The organism is Streptomyces sp. CA-249302 (assembly GCF_050936785.1).
GTDB lineage: Bacteria > Actinomycetota > Actinomycetes > Streptomycetales > Streptomycetaceae > Streptomyces.
In genome coordinates this window covers 8,140,764-8,155,197 of sequence record NZ_JBNJMG010000001.1, presented here as the reverse complement: position 1 = coordinate 8,155,197, position 14,434 = coordinate 8,140,764, and the positions used below count along the sequence as shown (strand labels likewise).

17 protein-coding genes are annotated in these 14,434 nt (G+C 71.3%); 11 read left to right on the top strand and 6 right to left on the bottom strand.

Annotated features, from left to right (window positions below):
* Positions 1–14 precede the first annotated feature (14 nt).
* Positions 15–545 (bottom strand): DinB family protein, encoded by a 531-nt coding sequence (locus ACQEWB_RS36990; RefSeq protein WP_432838932.1) that lies wholly within the window; start codon positions 543–545, stop codon positions 15–17.
* Between the two features lie 287 nt (positions 546–832).
* Here ACQEWB_RS36990 and ACQEWB_RS36985 point away from each other — a divergent pair, with 287 nt between their 5' ends.
* Complete coding sequence (locus ACQEWB_RS36985) at positions 833–1,804, top strand: alpha/beta hydrolase (RefSeq protein ID WP_432844207.1); 972 nt, start codon at positions 833–835, stop codon at positions 1,802–1,804.
* 129 nt (positions 1,805–1,933) lie between these two features.
* Here the strand turns inward: ACQEWB_RS36985 and ACQEWB_RS36980 are convergent, their stop codons facing one another.
* The 3 genes from ACQEWB_RS36980 to dhaM all read right to left on the bottom strand — a co-directional run bounded on the left by ACQEWB_RS36980 (position 1,934) and on the right by dhaM (position 3,672).
* On the bottom strand, positions 1,934–2,767 hold the full coding sequence (locus ACQEWB_RS36980) for a PIG-L family deacetylase (protein WP_432838930.1): 834 nt from the start codon (positions 2,765–2,767) through the stop codon (positions 1,934–1,936).
* Positions 2,768–3,011: 244 nt separating this feature from the next.
* Positions 3,012–3,296: an HPr family phosphocarrier protein gene (locus tag ACQEWB_RS36975; protein ID WP_432838928.1), complete on the bottom strand. Its 285-nt coding sequence runs from the start codon at positions 3,294–3,296 to the stop codon at positions 3,012–3,014.
* Complete coding sequence (dhaM, locus tag ACQEWB_RS36970) at positions 3,280–3,672, bottom strand: dihydroxyacetone kinase phosphoryl donor subunit DhaM (RefSeq protein ID WP_432838926.1); 393 nt, start codon at positions 3,670–3,672, stop codon at positions 3,280–3,282. The genes ACQEWB_RS36975 and dhaM overlap by 17 nt, the downstream gene beginning before the upstream one ends.
* A 68-nt stretch (positions 3,673–3,740) precedes the next feature.
* Between dhaM and ACQEWB_RS36965 the strand changes: the two genes are divergently transcribed.
* The 5 genes from ACQEWB_RS36965 (at position 3,741) to ACQEWB_RS36945 (ending at position 8,967) form a co-directional block, all read left to right on the top strand.
* Positions 3,741–4,505, top strand: a complete 765-nt coding sequence (locus ACQEWB_RS36965) for an IclR family transcriptional regulator (RefSeq protein ID WP_432838924.1) — start codon at positions 3,741–3,743, stop codon at positions 4,503–4,505.
* Positions 4,506–4,771: 266 nt separating this feature from the next.
* Positions 4,772–5,530: an MIP/aquaporin family protein gene (locus ACQEWB_RS36960; protein WP_432838922.1), complete on the top strand. Its 759-nt coding sequence runs from the start codon at positions 4,772–4,774 to the stop codon at positions 5,528–5,530.
* A complete protein-coding gene (gene dhaK / locus ACQEWB_RS36955; RefSeq protein WP_432838920.1) occupies positions 5,527–6,525 on the top strand; it encodes a dihydroxyacetone kinase subunit DhaK in 999 nt (332 codons plus the stop codon). Before ACQEWB_RS36960 ends, dhaK begins: the two co-directional genes overlap by 4 nt.
* 133 nt (positions 6,526–6,658) lie before the next feature.
* Positions 6,659–7,285: a dihydroxyacetone kinase subunit DhaL gene (gene dhaL, locus ACQEWB_RS36950; protein ID WP_432838918.1), complete on the top strand. Its 627-nt coding sequence runs from the start codon at positions 6,659–6,661 to the stop codon at positions 7,283–7,285.
* Positions 7,282–8,967, top strand: a complete 1,686-nt coding sequence (locus ACQEWB_RS36945; RefSeq protein WP_432838916.1) for a phosphoenolpyruvate--protein phosphotransferase — start codon at positions 7,282–7,284, stop codon at positions 8,965–8,967. Before dhaL ends, ACQEWB_RS36945 begins: the two co-directional genes overlap by 4 nt.
* Positions 8,968–8,995: 28 nt before the next feature.
* Here the strand turns inward: ACQEWB_RS36945 and ACQEWB_RS36940 are convergent, their stop codons facing one another.
* The gene (locus ACQEWB_RS36940; protein WP_432838914.1) at positions 8,996–9,430 is read right to left on the bottom strand and encodes an Rrf2 family transcriptional regulator; all 435 of its coding nucleotides are present in this window, start codon (positions 9,428–9,430) and stop codon (positions 8,996–8,998) included.
* A 128-nt stretch (positions 9,431–9,558) separates the two neighbouring features.
* On the opposite strand from ACQEWB_RS36940, the gene ACQEWB_RS36935 reads away from it, so the two are divergent.
* Positions 9,559–10,314 carry an SDR family NAD(P)-dependent oxidoreductase gene (locus tag ACQEWB_RS36935; protein WP_432838912.1) on the top strand — a complete coding sequence of 252 codons (756 nt, stop codon included), beginning with the start codon at positions 9,559–9,561 and terminating at the stop codon, positions 10,312–10,314.
* A 50-nt stretch (positions 10,315–10,364) separates the two neighbouring features.
* Here the strand turns inward: ACQEWB_RS36935 and ACQEWB_RS36930 are convergent, their stop codons facing one another.
* A complete protein-coding gene (locus tag ACQEWB_RS36930) occupies positions 10,365–11,039 on the bottom strand; it encodes a TetR family transcriptional regulator (protein WP_432838910.1) in 675 nt (224 codons plus the stop codon).
* A gap of 112 nt (positions 11,040–11,151) precedes the next feature.
* Between ACQEWB_RS36930 and ACQEWB_RS36925 the strand changes: the two genes are divergently transcribed.
* The 4 genes from ACQEWB_RS36925 to ACQEWB_RS36910 all read left to right on the top strand — a co-directional run bounded on the left by ACQEWB_RS36925 (position 11,152) and on the right by ACQEWB_RS36910 (position 14,424).
* Positions 11,152–11,988 (top strand): oxidoreductase, encoded by an 837-nt coding sequence (locus ACQEWB_RS36925; protein WP_432838908.1) that lies wholly within the window; start codon positions 11,152–11,154, stop codon positions 11,986–11,988.
* Positions 11,989–12,146: 158 nt separating this feature from the next.
* Positions 12,147–12,806: a zinc ribbon domain-containing protein gene (locus ACQEWB_RS36920; RefSeq protein ID WP_432838906.1), complete on the top strand. Its 660-nt coding sequence runs from the start codon at positions 12,147–12,149 to the stop codon at positions 12,804–12,806.
* 178 nt (positions 12,807–12,984) lie between these two features.
* Positions 12,985–13,647, top strand: a complete 663-nt coding sequence (locus tag ACQEWB_RS36915) for a hypothetical protein (protein WP_432838904.1) — start codon at positions 12,985–12,987, stop codon at positions 13,645–13,647.
* A gap of 54 nt (positions 13,648–13,701) precedes the next feature.
* Complete coding sequence (locus ACQEWB_RS36910; RefSeq protein ID WP_432838902.1) at positions 13,702–14,424, top strand: DUF1775 domain-containing protein; 723 nt, start codon at positions 13,702–13,704, stop codon at positions 14,422–14,424.
* Positions 14,425–14,434 lie beyond the last annotated feature (10 nt).

The window sequence follows — 14,434 nt, the reverse complement described above, 5'->3', positions numbered from 1 at the left end:
CTCTCTCCCTGTGGTCACGGAACGTCGACGACGAGATAGCCGTCGATGCGGCGTACGTGCTCGCTGTCGGGGTCGGACGGGAGGGCGTGGCCGAGGTCGTCCGCCCGTACCTCGCCGATCCACTGGTCGTGCTGGTACTCGTGGTTGATGAGCGTGGTGAGCAAGTGGGTTGCCACGACGGCGAGTTGGGCGGGGGCGCCGACCCGGCCGGCGGCGATGTCGCCGATGCGGGCGTGTACGCGTTCGGCGACGGTCGTACGGAACTCGGTGAGCCGTTGGACGGTCGGCAGCGTGCCGCGGAACTTCTCCGGGTTCGCCGAGTCCATCAGGGCGTCCAGTTCCGGGTCGGGACTGGGCTCGGCCGCGGTGAGGTTGCGGATCATGAAGTGGGCGACATGGGCCTGGTGGCCGAGGTGCCAGCCGATCGCGCTGGACTCCTCGTGCGGGCGCCAGATCACCTCGTCCGGGGTGAGGTCGCGCCACAGGTCGTCGGTGTAGGCGCGGGCACGGTCGTACTCGCGCAGCAACACATCTATCGGGAGCATGAGTTGGCCTCTTCCACGGTATTGGACAGGACTGCGTGCACCGCCCGGCACGGCTCCGTCCGCACCGTAGGGCGCCCCGGGACGGCCACGGTAGAAGATCATGGTGAATGGGGGTACAACCAGCGGCTATGGCCACCGCCACATGGCGGGGAACCGTCGCCACATGGCGGCTCCGGCTTCCGGCTCCGTTCGCCCAGTATGTGCACAGGAGCCGCGTACGTGGTCGTACGCAAGGAACACGCGTACGTACGGAGACCGTGTACGCCGGGAGGAGACAGACCATGCCCCTGACCCCGCCACCGCCACCGTTCGATCCCGAACTCGCCGCCGCTCTGGAGATCCTGCTCGCCCGAGTGCCCAGCGCCTTCGACGCCGAGCGGATTCGCGAGCTGCGGGCCGGCATGGGGGCCGCCACCCCGAGCGACGAGCAGCTGAGCTGCGCGGGCTTCTTCGAGGTCGAGAACCGTGTGGTCCCGGGTCCTGAGGACGCCCCCGACCTCTCGTTGCTGGTGTGCCGGCCGGCGCGGGCCGCCGCCGGTCCGCGGCCGGTGTTCTACTTCGCGCACGGCGGAGGGATGGTGATCGGCAACAACAGGGTCGGCGTGGAGGTCGTACTCGACTGGGCGCGGCAGCTGGACGCGGTGGTGGTCTCGGTGGAGTACCGCCTCGCGCCCGAGGACCCGCACCCCGCGCCGGTCGAGGACGTCTACGCCGGACTCGTGTGGACGGCCGGGCACGCCGCCGAGATCGGCGGGGATCCCGCGCGCATCGTGGTGGCGGGCACCAGCGCGGGCGGTGGCCTGGCCGCCGCGTCGACCCTGCTGGCCCGTGACCGCAAGGGCCCGCGGCCCATCGGCCAGGTGCTGATGTGCCCCATGCTCGACGACCGCAACGACACTCCGTCCGCCGTGCAGATGGCCGGCCGGGGCGTATGGGACCGGTCGGCCAACGAGCAGGGGTGGACGGCGCTCCTCGGCGACCTGCGCGGCACCCCCGAGGTCCCCGCCCACGCGGCCCCGGCCCGCGCCGAGGACCTCTCCGGCCTGCCGCCGGCCTTCCTCGACGTCGGCTCGGCGGAGACGTTCCGGGACGAGGTCGTCGCCTACGCCTCCGGTATCTGGCAGGCCGGCGGCACGGCCGAACTCCATGTGTGGCCCGGCGGCTTCCACGGCTTCGACACGCTGATGCCGCAGGCCGCGCTCTCCCAGGCGGCATGCGCCGCCCGCCTGACCTGGCTGCGCCGCCTGCTCGGCGAGTGACGTCACCGGATCCCGTGCCCAGATGAAAGAGCCGACCGAGCGGCCGAGCGCCGTGGCGAAACAGCTCGAAAGCCATCTCCGCCAGCTGGGCACGGACAGCGGCGCGCGACACCCCTTGCGCCGGGCGGATCAGCGCAGTCCGGCGAAGAGGTCGTTCTCGGGTACGGCCGCGCCGGTGGCGTCCTGGACACGTACGAAGGTCTCCATGCCCATCAACTCGCCGAACCTCTCCTTGCCCATCTTGAGGAAGAAGATGTTCTCGCCCTGACTGGCGTGCGCGGCCAGCGCGTCGAACTTCTGGTCGCTGAACGCGGTGGTGTCCACCCACGTGGTGATCTCGTCGTCGGGAAGGCCGATCTCGGCCAGCGCGGCGGCCTCTGCGGGATCCGGCTCCGGCATGTCCTCACCGAACTCCCGCATGATCTCGCCGAACCGTTGCATCCCCGAGCGGGGCATCGTGGTCCAGTACACCTTCGGCGTCAGATCGGTCATCTCCAGCGCCGCCATCGTGATGCGGTGGGCCTGGATGTGGTCGGGGTGACCATAGAAGCCGTTCTCGTCATAGGTGACGACCACATCGGGCCGGTAGTGCCGCATGAGTTCCGCAAGCCGGGCCGCGCCCGCCTCCACGGGGGTCCGCCAGAAGGATCCGGGGGCGTCATTGCTCGCCCAGCCCATCATCCCGGAGTCGGCATAGTCCAACATCTCCAGATCACTGACCTTCAGCACCTCGCAGCTCGCCTCGAGTTCTTGACGGCGCATCAGGGCGACCGCCGCCGGATCGTGCCCGGGCTCCCCCGGCTTGACACCCCCCGGTCCGTCACCGCAACCGCCGTCGGTACAGGTCACGAGAACCGTGCGAATCCCTTCCGCCGCATACCGCGCAAGGACCCCGCCGGTTCCGGTGGCCTCGTCGTCGGGGTGGGCGTGCACTGCCATGAGCGTCAGCGGCCGATCGGTCATGAAACTGTCCTCCTGGAAAAATAGGCCTCGACCGATGCAACCGCACCGACCGCACCGACTGTTCCCGGCACGGCCGGACGAGAAGATCACCCTGCGGCTGTTCACCGACGACGACTACGTCGCGGCGGGCAGCGCCGACCCTGCGGCCTGCTCATGGCCGCGCCCGCCCTCATCCTGTTCCGCCTCTTCGTCCCGGCCCCCTGGTCGGCGCACTCGTCCTCAGCCTCGCCCACTGGGACGGGGGTCACTCGGCGTTCGCCAGGATGTCGGTCAGTGCGGCGACTGCCTCGCGGGCGTCGGGGCCGGTGGCCCGTACGGTCACGCTGTTTCCGGCAGTGGCGCCCAGGCCCATGACTCCGAGGACACCGGTGGGGTTGATCGTCCTGCCGTTGTGGGTGAGTTCGATGGTGCTGGTGAATCCGCCTGCGGCGCGGGCGAGTCGGCCGGCGGGGCGGGCGTGGAGGTTGGCCGGGAGTACGACCTGCGCCTCGTGGCAGGTGCCGGGGGTGGTGTCAGAGCTTGCGGACATGGCGGGCCTCTTCTGCGGAGTTGGCGACGGTGTGCAGGTCGGCACCGGACGCGGCGGCGACCACGGCGGCGACGGCTCCCTCGACGAAGGGGGCGTCGACGATGACCACATCGGGGCGGGGATGGTCTTCCAGGACGGTGCGGGTGGTCAGGACGGAACTGCCGAGGTCGGGCAGGACGAGGACACCGCCGCCCCGGTCGGCGTCCTTGATGGCGGTCAGGACGAGGTCGTAACTGGTGCCGATCCTTCCGTCGTCGGTTCCTGCCGCGGTGGCGATGGGAACGGCGTCGGAGCCGATCTGCTGCACCAACAGGCGGAGACCTGCCGCGAGCTCGGCGCTGTGGGACACGAGTACGATGCCGACGTGTGCGCTCATGAACAGCAACCCTAAATCTCGGAACACTGTTCAGCAATACTGAATCGGAGATCTCTATGGTCCAGTCCGTGCATAGGGCAGTGCAGATCCTGCGGGAGCTTGCTTCCGGCGGGCCCCGGTTGGGCGTGACCGAGCTCGCCGACCGGCTGGGCGTCGCCAAGCCGACGGTGCACGCACTGCTGCGCACGCTGGAGATCGAAGGGCTGGTCTCGCAGGACAGGGACAGCTCGAAGTACCAGCTCGGCCCGAACCTGGTACAGCTGGGCAACGCCTACCTGGATACCCACGAACTGCGGACACGGTCGCTGACCTGGGCGGACGCGCTGGCCAAGCGGACCGGGGAGGCCGTGTGGGTAGGGGTCCTCACCGGGGACCACATGCTGATCGTGCACCACGCGTTCCGCCCCGAGGGCGCGGTCCAGATTCTCGAGGTGGGTGCCAGCATCCCGTGGAACACGTGCGCGTTGGGCAAGGCCGTCGCCGCATCGCTGCCGGCCGGCGAGCAGGACCGCCTGCTGACCGGGGAGTTGGCCGTGCTCACGGGCGCCAGCATCACCGCCCGCGAGGAGCTGGCGCGACAGCTGGACGATGCCGCCAGGGCGGGTTACGCCATCGAGGACCAGGAGTCGGCCATCGGGGACGCGGGAATCGCGTCGCCGGTCTTCGGTCGTTCCGGTGAGGTGGCCGGCGCCATCGGCATCGTGGGTCCGGTGGAACGCATGCTGGGCGAAACCGCACGTCAGGAGCTCGCCGTGGCCGTCCGGGAAACGGCCCGCAATCTCTCCAGGGACCTGGGAGCCCCGCGTCGGGCCGCCTACGCCCCGGGCGCATAGGGGCTCCACACCGCTACGGGTTCACGCCGGCCGGGCCGCACTCGCCACCGACGCCGAACCCCTTGACAGGCGCGAAACGCGGGCTTAACTTCCGGAACAACGTTCATCAATGATGAACATCCACCGGAGAGGGTTCATCGTCCGGTTCCCATCCGGCCGCCGTGTGCTCCCCACTACGGAAGCGCCCGGCAGTCCTTCCCCTTCACAGCCCGCGTCACGCGGAGGAGGTGAAGCGTCCGCGCCGGCGTCGGCACGGACGCCGTCATATGGAAGAGAACTCCTACCCACAGAAGCTCCTCGCCGAAGTGCTGGGCACCGCCGTGCTGGTGTTCATAGGCGTCGGGTCCGTGCCTGCGACCGCAATCGTCGGCGGCGGCGCCCCGTTCACCATGGCCCAGTTGGGCATCATCTCGCTGGCCTTCGCCACGGCCGTCATCGGGATGGCCTACGCCATCGGCCACATCTCGGGCTGTCACATCAACCCGGCCGTCACCCTGGCCCTGGCCGCCACCAGGAACATGCCCTGGCGGGACGTGCCCGGCTACGTCGTGGCCCAGGTCGTGGGAGCGGTGCTCGGCGCGCTCGCGATCGTGGGGGTGCTCGGGCACAAGGCGGTCGACGCCGGCCTCGGAATCGCCGCCTACGGATCGGGAGTCGGCGCGGGGCAGGCATTCTTCGCGGAGGCGGTGGGGACGTTCATCCTCACCCTGGTGGTCTTCGGTGCCGTCGACCGGCGTGCGGCCGGGGGCTTCGCGGGCCTGGCCATCGGATTCGCGGTGTTCGCCGTCATCATCCCGGTGGCGCCCGCCACCGGAAGCTCCATCAACCCGGCCAGGACCCTCGGTCCGATGATCACCGGCGAACTGTTCGGCGGCACGGTCCACTGGTCGCAGCTGCCCGTCTATCTGCTCGCCGAGGTGGTGGGCGCGGTTGCGGCCGGCACCCTCCACACGGCCTTGAAGGCCCGTCCAGCGGCAGCCGTGGTGCAGGTGTCCGAGCCCGTTTCCGAAGGAGTCGCGTCGTGAAGAAGTTCATCAACGCCCCTGAGCGGGTTCTCGAGGACGCCCTGGCGGGGATCGCGGCCGCCCATCCGGGTCTGTCGGTCGATGTCGAGGGCCGGGTGATCACCCGGGCGGGCGGGGCGCGGCCGGGGAAGGTGGCTCTCGTCTCCGGCGGCGGCTCGGGCCACGAGCCCTTGCACGGCGGGTTCGTCGGGCCCGGGATGCTGGACGCCGCGTGTCCCGGCGAGGTGTTCACCTCGCCCGTGCCGGACCAGATGCTGACCGCGGCCAAGGCCGTCGACGCGGGCGCGGGCGTGCTGTTCCTCGTGAAGAACTACACGGGTGACCGTCTCAACTTCCAGATGGCAGCGGAACTCGCCGACGACGAAGGCATCACGGTGGAGACCGTGCTGGTCGACGACGATGTCGCGGTGCAGAACTCCACGTGGACCGCGGGGCGTCGGGGCACGGGTGCCACGGTCTTCGTCGAGAAGATCGCCGGCGCTCTGGCGGAGCAGGGCGGTGACCTTGCGGCCGTGGCGGAGATGGCCAAGCGGGTGAACGCGGCGAGCAGGTCGTTCGCGGTGGCCCTGAGCGCGTGCACCACTCCCGCCGCGGGCAGGCCCGGCTTCGAGCTGGGCGAGGACGAGATCGAGATCGGCGTCGGCATCCACGGCGAACCCGGCCGCCGCCGCGAGAAGATCCGGCCCGCCGGCGAGACCGTCGCCACCTGTATGGACGCCATCCTCGACGACCAGCCCCTGGAGGCCGGCGAGGAGACCGTCGTCATGGTCAACGGCCTGGGCGCCACTCCCCTGATCGAGCTGTACGTGGTCTTCAAGGAGGTCGCCGCCACGCTCGCCGCGAAGAACGTGACCGTCGCCCGGAGCCTGGTAGGCAACTACGTCACCAGCCTGGACATGGCCGGTGTCTCCATCACGGTGTGCAGAGCGGACGCCGAGATGCTCGCCCTGTGGGACGCACCCGTGAACACCCCGGCGCTGCGCTGGGGGGTCTGAAGCCGGGCCGGAGGCGGGGCGTGCGCACGGCACACGGCCCGGCAGGAGACGGCCGCGCCTCCCCGCCCCCGGCTCACCCAACCACCCCGTACCACCGCCCCCGTACACATCCGATCATCGAACGGAGACCCCCATGGATATCGACCTCGCCCGGACCTGGGTGCAGGCCATCGCCGTCGCCGTGGGCCAGAACAAGGACCACCTCACCCAGCTCGACTCGGCGATCGGCGACGCCGACCACGGGACCAACCTGGACCGCGGCTTCACCGCCGCTGCCGCCGCCGTGACCGACCTCACCGCGGACACGGTCGGAGCCGTGCTCGTCAAGACCGGCACCACCCTCATCTCCAGCATCGGTGGCGCCTCCGGCCCGCTGTACGGCGGCGCGTTCCGCGCCCTGGGCAAGCAACTCGACGTTCCTGCCGCCGACTCGGACGCCTTCGCCGCTGCCCTGGCCGCCGCCCTGGAGAGCATCCAAAAGCTGGGCACGGCCAGTCCCGGCGACAAGACGATGATCGACGCCTTCGCGCCCGCCGTCGCCGCCTTCGAGGAACGCTCCCGCCAGGGAGGGGACTTCGCCGCAGCTGCCGCGGCCGCTGCGGACGCCGCGGAGGAGGGCATGCGCGCCACGACACCGCTGCAAGCCCGCAAGGGCCGCGCCTCCTACCTCGGCGCGCGCAGCGTCGGCCACCAGGACCCGGGCGCCACCTCGACGGCCCTGATCTTCCGCGCCCTGGCCGATGTGGCGGCCGCGACGTGACCGACCGCCGCAGTTTTCCCGGACGTCCGGCAGCCTCCGGCATCGCCCTGGGCTTCCTGCACCGCACCGACCGGCCCACGGTCGAAGCCCTGCCCACCGGGACGGAGACCGACCCCGCCCAGCAGATCACCGACGCCTTCGACGCCGTAGCCGGTCATCTGCTGGCGCTGTCCGCCTCGCTGCGTGAGCAGGGCAAGCCCGATGAAGCCGACATCATGGAGGTCGACTCCTACATCGCGCAGGACGACGACCTGCGCGAGCGGGCCATCGCCCACACCCGGCACGGCGCCCCCGTCGCGATCGCCGTACGGCAGGCCGTCGAGAGCCAAGCCCGGACCATCGCCGCGCTGGAAGACCCCACGCTCGCCGAACGGGCCGCCGACATACGGCAGGTGGGTCGGCGCGTACAGGCCCACATCCACGGCGACACCGCACCCGCCCCCGACCGGCCCCTCGTCCTGGTCGCCCACGAGATAGGCGCGGCCGACCTCCTGGAACCCGGACGCACGGTGACGGGCGCCGTGTCCGTCACCGGCGGCCCCAACTCCCACGCCGCCATCGTCGCCCGCGCCCAGAACATCCCGCTGCTGCTCGGCGTCGATCCCCACCTGCTCGAACAGGCGGAGGGCCGGGAACTGCTCCTGGACACCGAGCGGCAGCGGGTCGTCCTCCACCCGGCCGAGCAGGAGCGCACCACGGCTCTGAGCGCCATCGGTGCGGCACGGATCCGCCGCCGGGCCCTGGCGGCCGAACGCCATCTGCCCGCACGGACACTCGACCATCACGCGGTGGTGCTGCAAGCGAACGTGGCCACCGCGGCCGACGCGCGCGCCGCGCTGTCCGCCGGAGCCCAGGGCGTCGGTCTGCTCCGCACGGAACTGCCCTTCCTGAACCATCCCGCCTGGCCCACCCGCGAACAGCACACGGCGGTCCTGCTTCCCGTCCTGCGCGCTCTGGTGGGCCGGACCGTCACCGCCCGCACGCTGGACTTCGCCGACGACAAACTGCCCCCCTTCCTGCGCCCGGACGCCGAGGACGCACGGATCGGGCGCGGCCTGCCGCTGCTGCTCGCCCGGCCGGACGCCTTCGCCGACCAACTCCGCAGCCTGCTACGGGCCGGAGCCGATACCGACCTGCGCGTCATGATCCCCATGGTCGCCGGTCCGGATGAACTGCGGGCCTGCCGCCGGCTCCTCCAGCGGGCCGCCGCCGATGTCGGTGTCGGGGTGCCGCCGCTGGGCATCATGGTGGAACTACCGGAGGCGATCGCCCACGCCGACGTCCTCGCCCGCGAGGCCGACTTCTTCTCCATCGGCAGCAACGACCTGACCTGCCGGCTCCTGGGCCTGGACCGCCGGGATCCCGCCGCCACGCCGGCGATGGCCGCGCATCCGGTCGTCCTGAACGCGATCGCCACGGCCGTGACCGCCGCACACCGGCACGGCAGGCGGGTCTCGGTCTGCGGAGACGCCGCCGCCGACCCCCTCGTCGTTCCCCTCCTGGTCGGCCTCGGCTGCGACAGCCTGTCCGTCGCCCCGTCCGCCCTGGACGAGGTACGCGCCCGCATCCGCCGCCTCACCCGGTCCACCTGCACCACCGTGGCCCACACCGCCCGCACGCTCGAAACGGCCGCGGACGTCCGGCAACTCGTCACCACCGAGTGCGCACCGTCCCTGCCGTGACCCCAACGCCCGGCTCCCGCCCGGGAGGCTAGCGAGGTGCCGCGAGTACGTCCCGGAGTACGTTCTCCAGCGTGACCCGGGACAGCTCGCCTCTCAGCGTCTCCTCGATGCCCTGGTAGATGCCCTGCATCGCCGGCTGGATGCCGTGACCCACCACGCATTCCTGGTCCGGGGCGGCGCGGTGCATCGCGAACAGCGGGCCGGGTTCCACTGCCTCGTACACGTCGAGCAGGGTCATCGACCCCAGCTCGCGCGCCAGCGACCAGCCCGCGCCCACACCCCGCCGGGACTCCACGAGCCCGGCCCTGCGCAGCTCGCCGAGCAGCCGCCTGATCACCACGGGGTTGGTGTTCGCGCTGCTCGCGATCTGCTCGGAGGTGGCGACCTCGTGGCCCTGGCGCTGGTAGAGACCGATCCAGGCCAGCGCGTGGGCGGCAAGGGTCAACCGGCTGTTGGCGCTCATGAACCCCTCTTCTCGGTCGCAACGCTTCATGTTACGACCGCCCAGTCGTAACAATGATGGTTGCGACAGCTCGTCGTAACACTTAATGTTACGACTACCGCGAAGGATCAACCAACGAGGTGAGAAGAATGAGCAAGCCGCTTGCGGGCAAGGTCGCCCTGGTCACCGGAGGGTCGCGCGGATTGGGAGCCGCGACCGTACGACTGCTGGCCGAGCAGGGCGCCGACGTCGCCTTCACCTATGTCAGCTCCGAGAAGCAGGCGCAGGTCGTCGTCGACGACGTGCGTCTCAAGGGGGCGAAGGCCATCGCCGTCAAGTCCGACCAGGCGGACACGAGTCGGGCACCGGCGCTGATCGACGACGTGGTCGCGCACTTCGGCGGCCTGGACATCCTCGTCAACAACGCGGCGATCTCGGTGGAGCAGGGCCGCACGGTGGACGACCCGGACGCCGACACCGCCGCGCTGGACCGGATGCACGCCACCAACTACCTCGGCGTGATCGCCGTCATCCGGGCCGCCGCCCGAGTGCTGCGCGCGGGCGGCCGCATCATCACGGTCAGTTCCGGACTGGGCTCCCGGGTCGGCGTCCCGGGCCTTGCCGACTACTCGGCGACCAAGTCGGGGATCGAGAGGTACACCATGGGGGTCGCCCGGGACCTCGGCCCCCGGGACATCACGGCCAACGTCGTGGAAGCCGGACTGATGGACGGCGGCATGGAAGGGCCGGACCCCGAGACCCTCAAGGCCCTGGTCAGCTCGCTGTCCCTGCAACGCGTGGGCCACCCCGAAGAAATCGCCGCGGCGATCGCCTTCCTGGCGAGCCCCGCCGCGTCCTACGTCACGGGCGCGGTGCTGGACGCCCACGGCGGCTACAACGCCTGAACCGGAACCCCCGCCGCGCGGCCCGAAGGGTGGGCGGGACCTCCGTCGCGTCAGTGCCCGGCGCGTGCGAGCAGGCCGGTGAGGAAGACGGCGAGTGACCGTCCGAGAGCCTCGGCGAAGTCCAGGCGCAGGGTGGCCAGAGCGGGGTCCGCGTCGTAGGCGGCCTGCACGGCGAGGGCGGGGTGGGCGTGCGTCCACAGGGCGCCGATCAGCATGATGGCGGTGTGCGCGGCCAGGGCGGCGGCGTCCTCGCCGAGCTCGGGGAGCAGGCGGCGGATCAGGTCGGCGAAGCCGTTGAGGCCGTCGAGGGCGGCGTGCTTGTAGCGCAGGGCGACCTCGGTGGAGATGTTGTGCTCCAGCACCGCGGCCTGGGCGCTGATCAGGTCGCACAGGACCCGCTGTTCCGCGAGCGAGCGGGCCAACGCGTCGGCGAGGCGCTCGGCGCGCTCCCGCGGGCCGGCTCCGGCGTCGACGCGGTCGGGCAGCCGACCGGCGACTTCGGCGAGCCATGCGCGGGCCGAGAGGTCGAGGAGGTCGAGCAGTACCGCCTCGCGGGACTCGAAGTACCGCAGCACGTTCGACTTGGCCAGGCCGACGCGTCGGCTCAGTTCGTTCAGGCTGACGGCCGAGGCCGGCATCTCGTCCAGCATGGCGGCCGCGGTGTCCAGGATCGCCTGGCGCCGGACCTCTCGCTGTTCCTGGCTGCGTGCACGCTGGAAGGTCATGCCGCCATATTACGCACCACCGGTCTCTTGACATCAGACCGGCGGTCTCTTACGTTCGAATCACAAGAGACCGCAGGTCTGTAAATCCTGGGACGCAATGAGGTGCCCGATCATGACTGACAAGGTTGCCCTGGTCACCGGCGCTTCGTCCGGCATCGGCGAAGCCATCGCCCGCCGGCTGAAGGAGGCCGGCTACACCGTGTACGGCGCCGCCCGCCGAGTGGACCGTATGGCCGCCCTGGCCGATTTCGGCGTACACGTGCTGCCCCTCGACATCACGGACGACGCCTCGGTCAAGACGGCCGTGGAGCACATCATCGGCGCCGAAGGCCAGATCGACGTCCTGGTCAACAACGCGGGCTACGGCTCCTACGGCGCCCTCGAAGACGTCCCCCTGGACGAGGCCCGCGCCCAGATCGAGGTCAACGTCTTCGGCCTCGCCCGCCTCACCCAGCTCGTCGTGCCGCACATGCGCGCCCGGCGCCGCGGCACGATCATCAACATCAGCTCGATGGGCGGGAAGTTCACCACTCCCCTGGGCGCCTGGTACCACGCCAGCAAGTACGCCGTCGAAGCCCTCAGCGACGCCCTGCGCATGGAGACCCGGCCCTTCGGCATCCACGTGAGCGTCGTGGAGCCCGGCTCCATCCGGACCGACTGGGGAACCATCGCCGCCGACAAGCTCCGCCGTACCTCGGGCCACGGGCCCTACGTGGAGCAGGCCGAAGCGATGGCGAAGGCCCTGGAGGACAGCTCCCGGCCCGGCGCCCGCATGACCTCGCCGCCGCTGGTCATCGCCCGGACCGTCACCAGGGCCGCCACCGCCCGCCGCCCGAAGACGCGCTACCGGGCCGGTTTCGGCGCCAAGCCCCTGGTCTTCCTCAGCAGGGTCCTCTCCGACCGGACGTTCGATGCGCTGATCAAGCGTGCCTCGGGCGTCCCGGCCTGACACAGGCGTCCCCTCTCCCCTGATGCAGCCGTCCCGCCGGTTTGATCAGGCCACCGCGGCGAGCGGCGGCCCCGTAACTTTTCAGCCATCGAGAACCGGTACCCTCCCGCCTGCGTCGTAGGGCAATGGGCCGGCGGCTTCGACTGTGGGGGGACCACATGAGCAGCGAGATCTACTTCAGCAACAACTACCGTGACCTGTGCGAGCGCAGCGGCACGGGCGCGGGTTTCCAGTTCGAGTTCTCCTGCTACCGCTGCTACGACACCTGGCGCTCACCGTTCGAGGCGTACGCCGGTGAGCGCGCCGCCAGTTGGCTCAGGAAGGGCACCGACGTGGCCTGGAGCCTGCTCGGCAACACGGGCCGGGGGGTGACGTCGGCGGCCGACGGGCTCGCCGGGGCCGGCTGGGGGCAGGCCCGCGACCAGGCCTTCCAGCGGGCGATCGACAACGCCCAGGGTCACTTCAACCGCTGCGCGCGCTGCACGAACTACGTCTGCGGACGCTGCTGGAACGCGGCGCAGGGGCTGTGTCTGAACTGCGCCCCCGACACCGCGGCCGAGGCCATGGCGGCCCAGCAGCGTGGCCTGAACGACATGGCCTCCCAGCGGGCCTACGCCGCCGGGCAACAGGCGGGTCAGGGCTACGACCCCAACACGCCGCGGCAGTTGGTCTGCCCCCAGTGCCGCACCGAGACCCACGGGGCCGCCTACTGCTCCGGTTGCGGCTACCACCTCGCCCAGTCCGACCAATGCTCCTCGTGCTCCGGCGTGGTGCCGGACGGCGCGGCGTTCTGCCCTGGCTGCGGCACACGGCGGTAGCCCGCTCCTCGACAGCGGCCACCCGCAGGTATCCGTGGCGGTGGACGTCACCCGCCGCTGGTCGCCCCCCTTCAGGTTGCGTCGCAATCCGGCAGGGAAGGGCGGAAATCCGGGCGAGCCGCCTCTTTAGGGATGCCGCCTCCGGTCGGGTCGGACGATGCCCGATGATGGGCGGGCCATGACCGAGTTCCGTACGACGACGCACCACGCGCCGCTGCCCGTTCTGCGGGCGGCGGTGTTCGCGCTCGTCGGGGTGGTGCTCGGCGTGAGCGCGCACCACCTGGTCGCCGAGGGACCGGTGCCGTGGCGGCAGGCCGTGCCGGCGGCCGCGGCGCTCTTCGCGGTGGGCCTGATCGGCACGCGGCGCCCCCGCTCGCTCGGCGCGGTCGTGGCGGTGTGTGGTACCGCGCAGGCGGGGCTGCACCTGTGGCTCATGGCAGAACACGCGGACGGTACGGCGTCCATGGCCGGGACCATGCCCGCGCGCATGCATCACGGCATGGACGCCCACACGGTATGGCACGAGCGGGTGCACGACTCGGTGGCCATGACCGCCGTGCACATGGTGGCCGCCGTGCTCGTCGCCGTACTGCTGCACCGCGCCGACAGCGTCTGCTGGTCGCTGGCGCGCGGGCTGACGACCGCCGTCGAGGCGGCCCGCGCCCGCGTCGTCACGGCCTGGCTGCTGCTCACCGAGCGCCCGGCACCGCCGACTGCCGGGCCCCCGGCCCGCATGCGCACCTGGCTGGAACTGCCGCCCCTCAAGGGGGCGTTGCTCGCGGACGTGGTGGTCCGCAGGGGTCCTCCCCGGGCGGGGCTCGCTCGAGCCATCGCCGACTGACCTCGCCGGGACGGCCGTTCGCCGTCCCGTGCACCACCACGCCTGGAGAGACCCATGTTCCGTTTCCCTGCCATCGGCAAGCCCCGCACCGCCCGCCGTCTGACCCTCGTCACCGCGGCGACCGCGACCGCCCTCCTCCTCACCGCGGGCCCGGCCGCCGCGCACGTCGAGGTCGAGTCCGACAGGGCCCAGGCCCTCGCCGAGAACGTCGAGATCGGCTTCGACGCCGAGTCGGAGTCCGACACCGCCGGCATCACCAAGATCCGCGTGGTCCTGCCGGAGGGCATCGCGCCCGCCGACGTGGCCTACGGCGAGGGCCCCAAGGGCTGGAAGTTCACCGCGGCCGACGACGGCTACACCGTCGGGGGCCCGGCGGTGAAGGCCGGTGCGAACGTCGAGTACTCCGTCGTCGTCAAGCAGCTGCCCGACGCGAAGGAACTGGCCTTCAAGACGCTGCAGAGCTACAGCGACGGACGTACCGACCGCTGGATCGAACTGGACGAGAGCGGCGAGAACCCCGCTCCCGTCCTGAAGTTGAAGCCAGCCGCGCCGGGCGCGAAGCCGATCACCCCGTCGCCGAGCGCGAGCGCGACGGCCTCGTCGTCGCCCACCCCCGAGGAGACCGAGCCGTCCGCCTCCCCCGTCGCGGAAGCCGAGGAGCAGAAGGACGACGGCGGCCTGTCGGCCGGCGCCTGGGCGGGCATCGCTCTCGCGGTGGCCGTCGTGGCGGGCGGCGCCGTGTATCTCGTCCGCCGTCGCGGCACAACCCAGGAGTAAGCCGGCCAGG

Bases quoted from the DNA above. Each gene is read 5' to 3' on its own strand.
- ACQEWB_RS36935 (WP_432838912.1), top strand. From the start codon at position 9,559: ATGAGCAAGCCGCTTGCGGGCAAGGTCGCCCTGGTCACCGGAGGGTCG.
- ACQEWB_RS36910 (WP_432838902.1), top strand. From the start codon at position 13,702: ATGTTCCGTTTCCCTGCCATCGGCAAGCCCCGCACCGCCCGCCGTCTG.
- ACQEWB_RS36925 (WP_432838908.1), top strand. From the start codon at position 11,152: ATGACTGACAAGGTTGCCCTGGTCACCGGCGCTTCGTCCGGCATCGGC.
- ACQEWB_RS36990 (WP_432838932.1), bottom strand. From the start codon at position 545: ATGCTCCCGATAGATGTGTTGCTGCGCGAGTACGACCGTGCCCGCGCC.
- dhaM (WP_432838926.1), bottom strand. From the start codon at position 3,672: ATGAGCGCACACGTCGGCATCGTACTCGTGTCCCACAGCGCCGAGCTC.
- ACQEWB_RS36960 (WP_432838922.1), top strand. From the start codon at position 4,772: ATGGAAGAGAACTCCTACCCACAGAAGCTCCTCGCCGAAGTGCTGGGC.
- ACQEWB_RS36975 (WP_432838928.1), bottom strand. From the start codon at position 3,296: ATGTCCGCAAGCTCTGACACCACCCCCGGCACCTGCCACGAGGCGCAG.
- ACQEWB_RS36940 (WP_432838914.1), bottom strand. From the start codon at position 9,430: ATGAGCGCCAACAGCCGGTTGACCCTTGCCGCCCACGCGCTGGCCTGG.
- ACQEWB_RS36915 (WP_432838904.1), top strand. From the start codon at position 12,985: ATGACCGAGTTCCGTACGACGACGCACCACGCGCCGCTGCCCGTTCTG.
- ACQEWB_RS36920 (WP_432838906.1), top strand. From the start codon at position 12,147: ATGAGCAGCGAGATCTACTTCAGCAACAACTACCGTGACCTGTGCGAG.
- dhaL (WP_432838918.1), top strand. From the start codon at position 6,659: ATGGATATCGACCTCGCCCGGACCTGGGTGCAGGCCATCGCCGTCGCC.
- ACQEWB_RS36930 (WP_432838910.1), bottom strand. From the start codon at position 11,039: ATGACCTTCCAGCGTGCACGCAGCCAGGAACAGCGAGAGGTCCGGCGC.
- ACQEWB_RS36980 (WP_432838930.1), bottom strand. From the start codon at position 2,767: ATGACCGATCGGCCGCTGACGCTCATGGCAGTGCACGCCCACCCCGAC.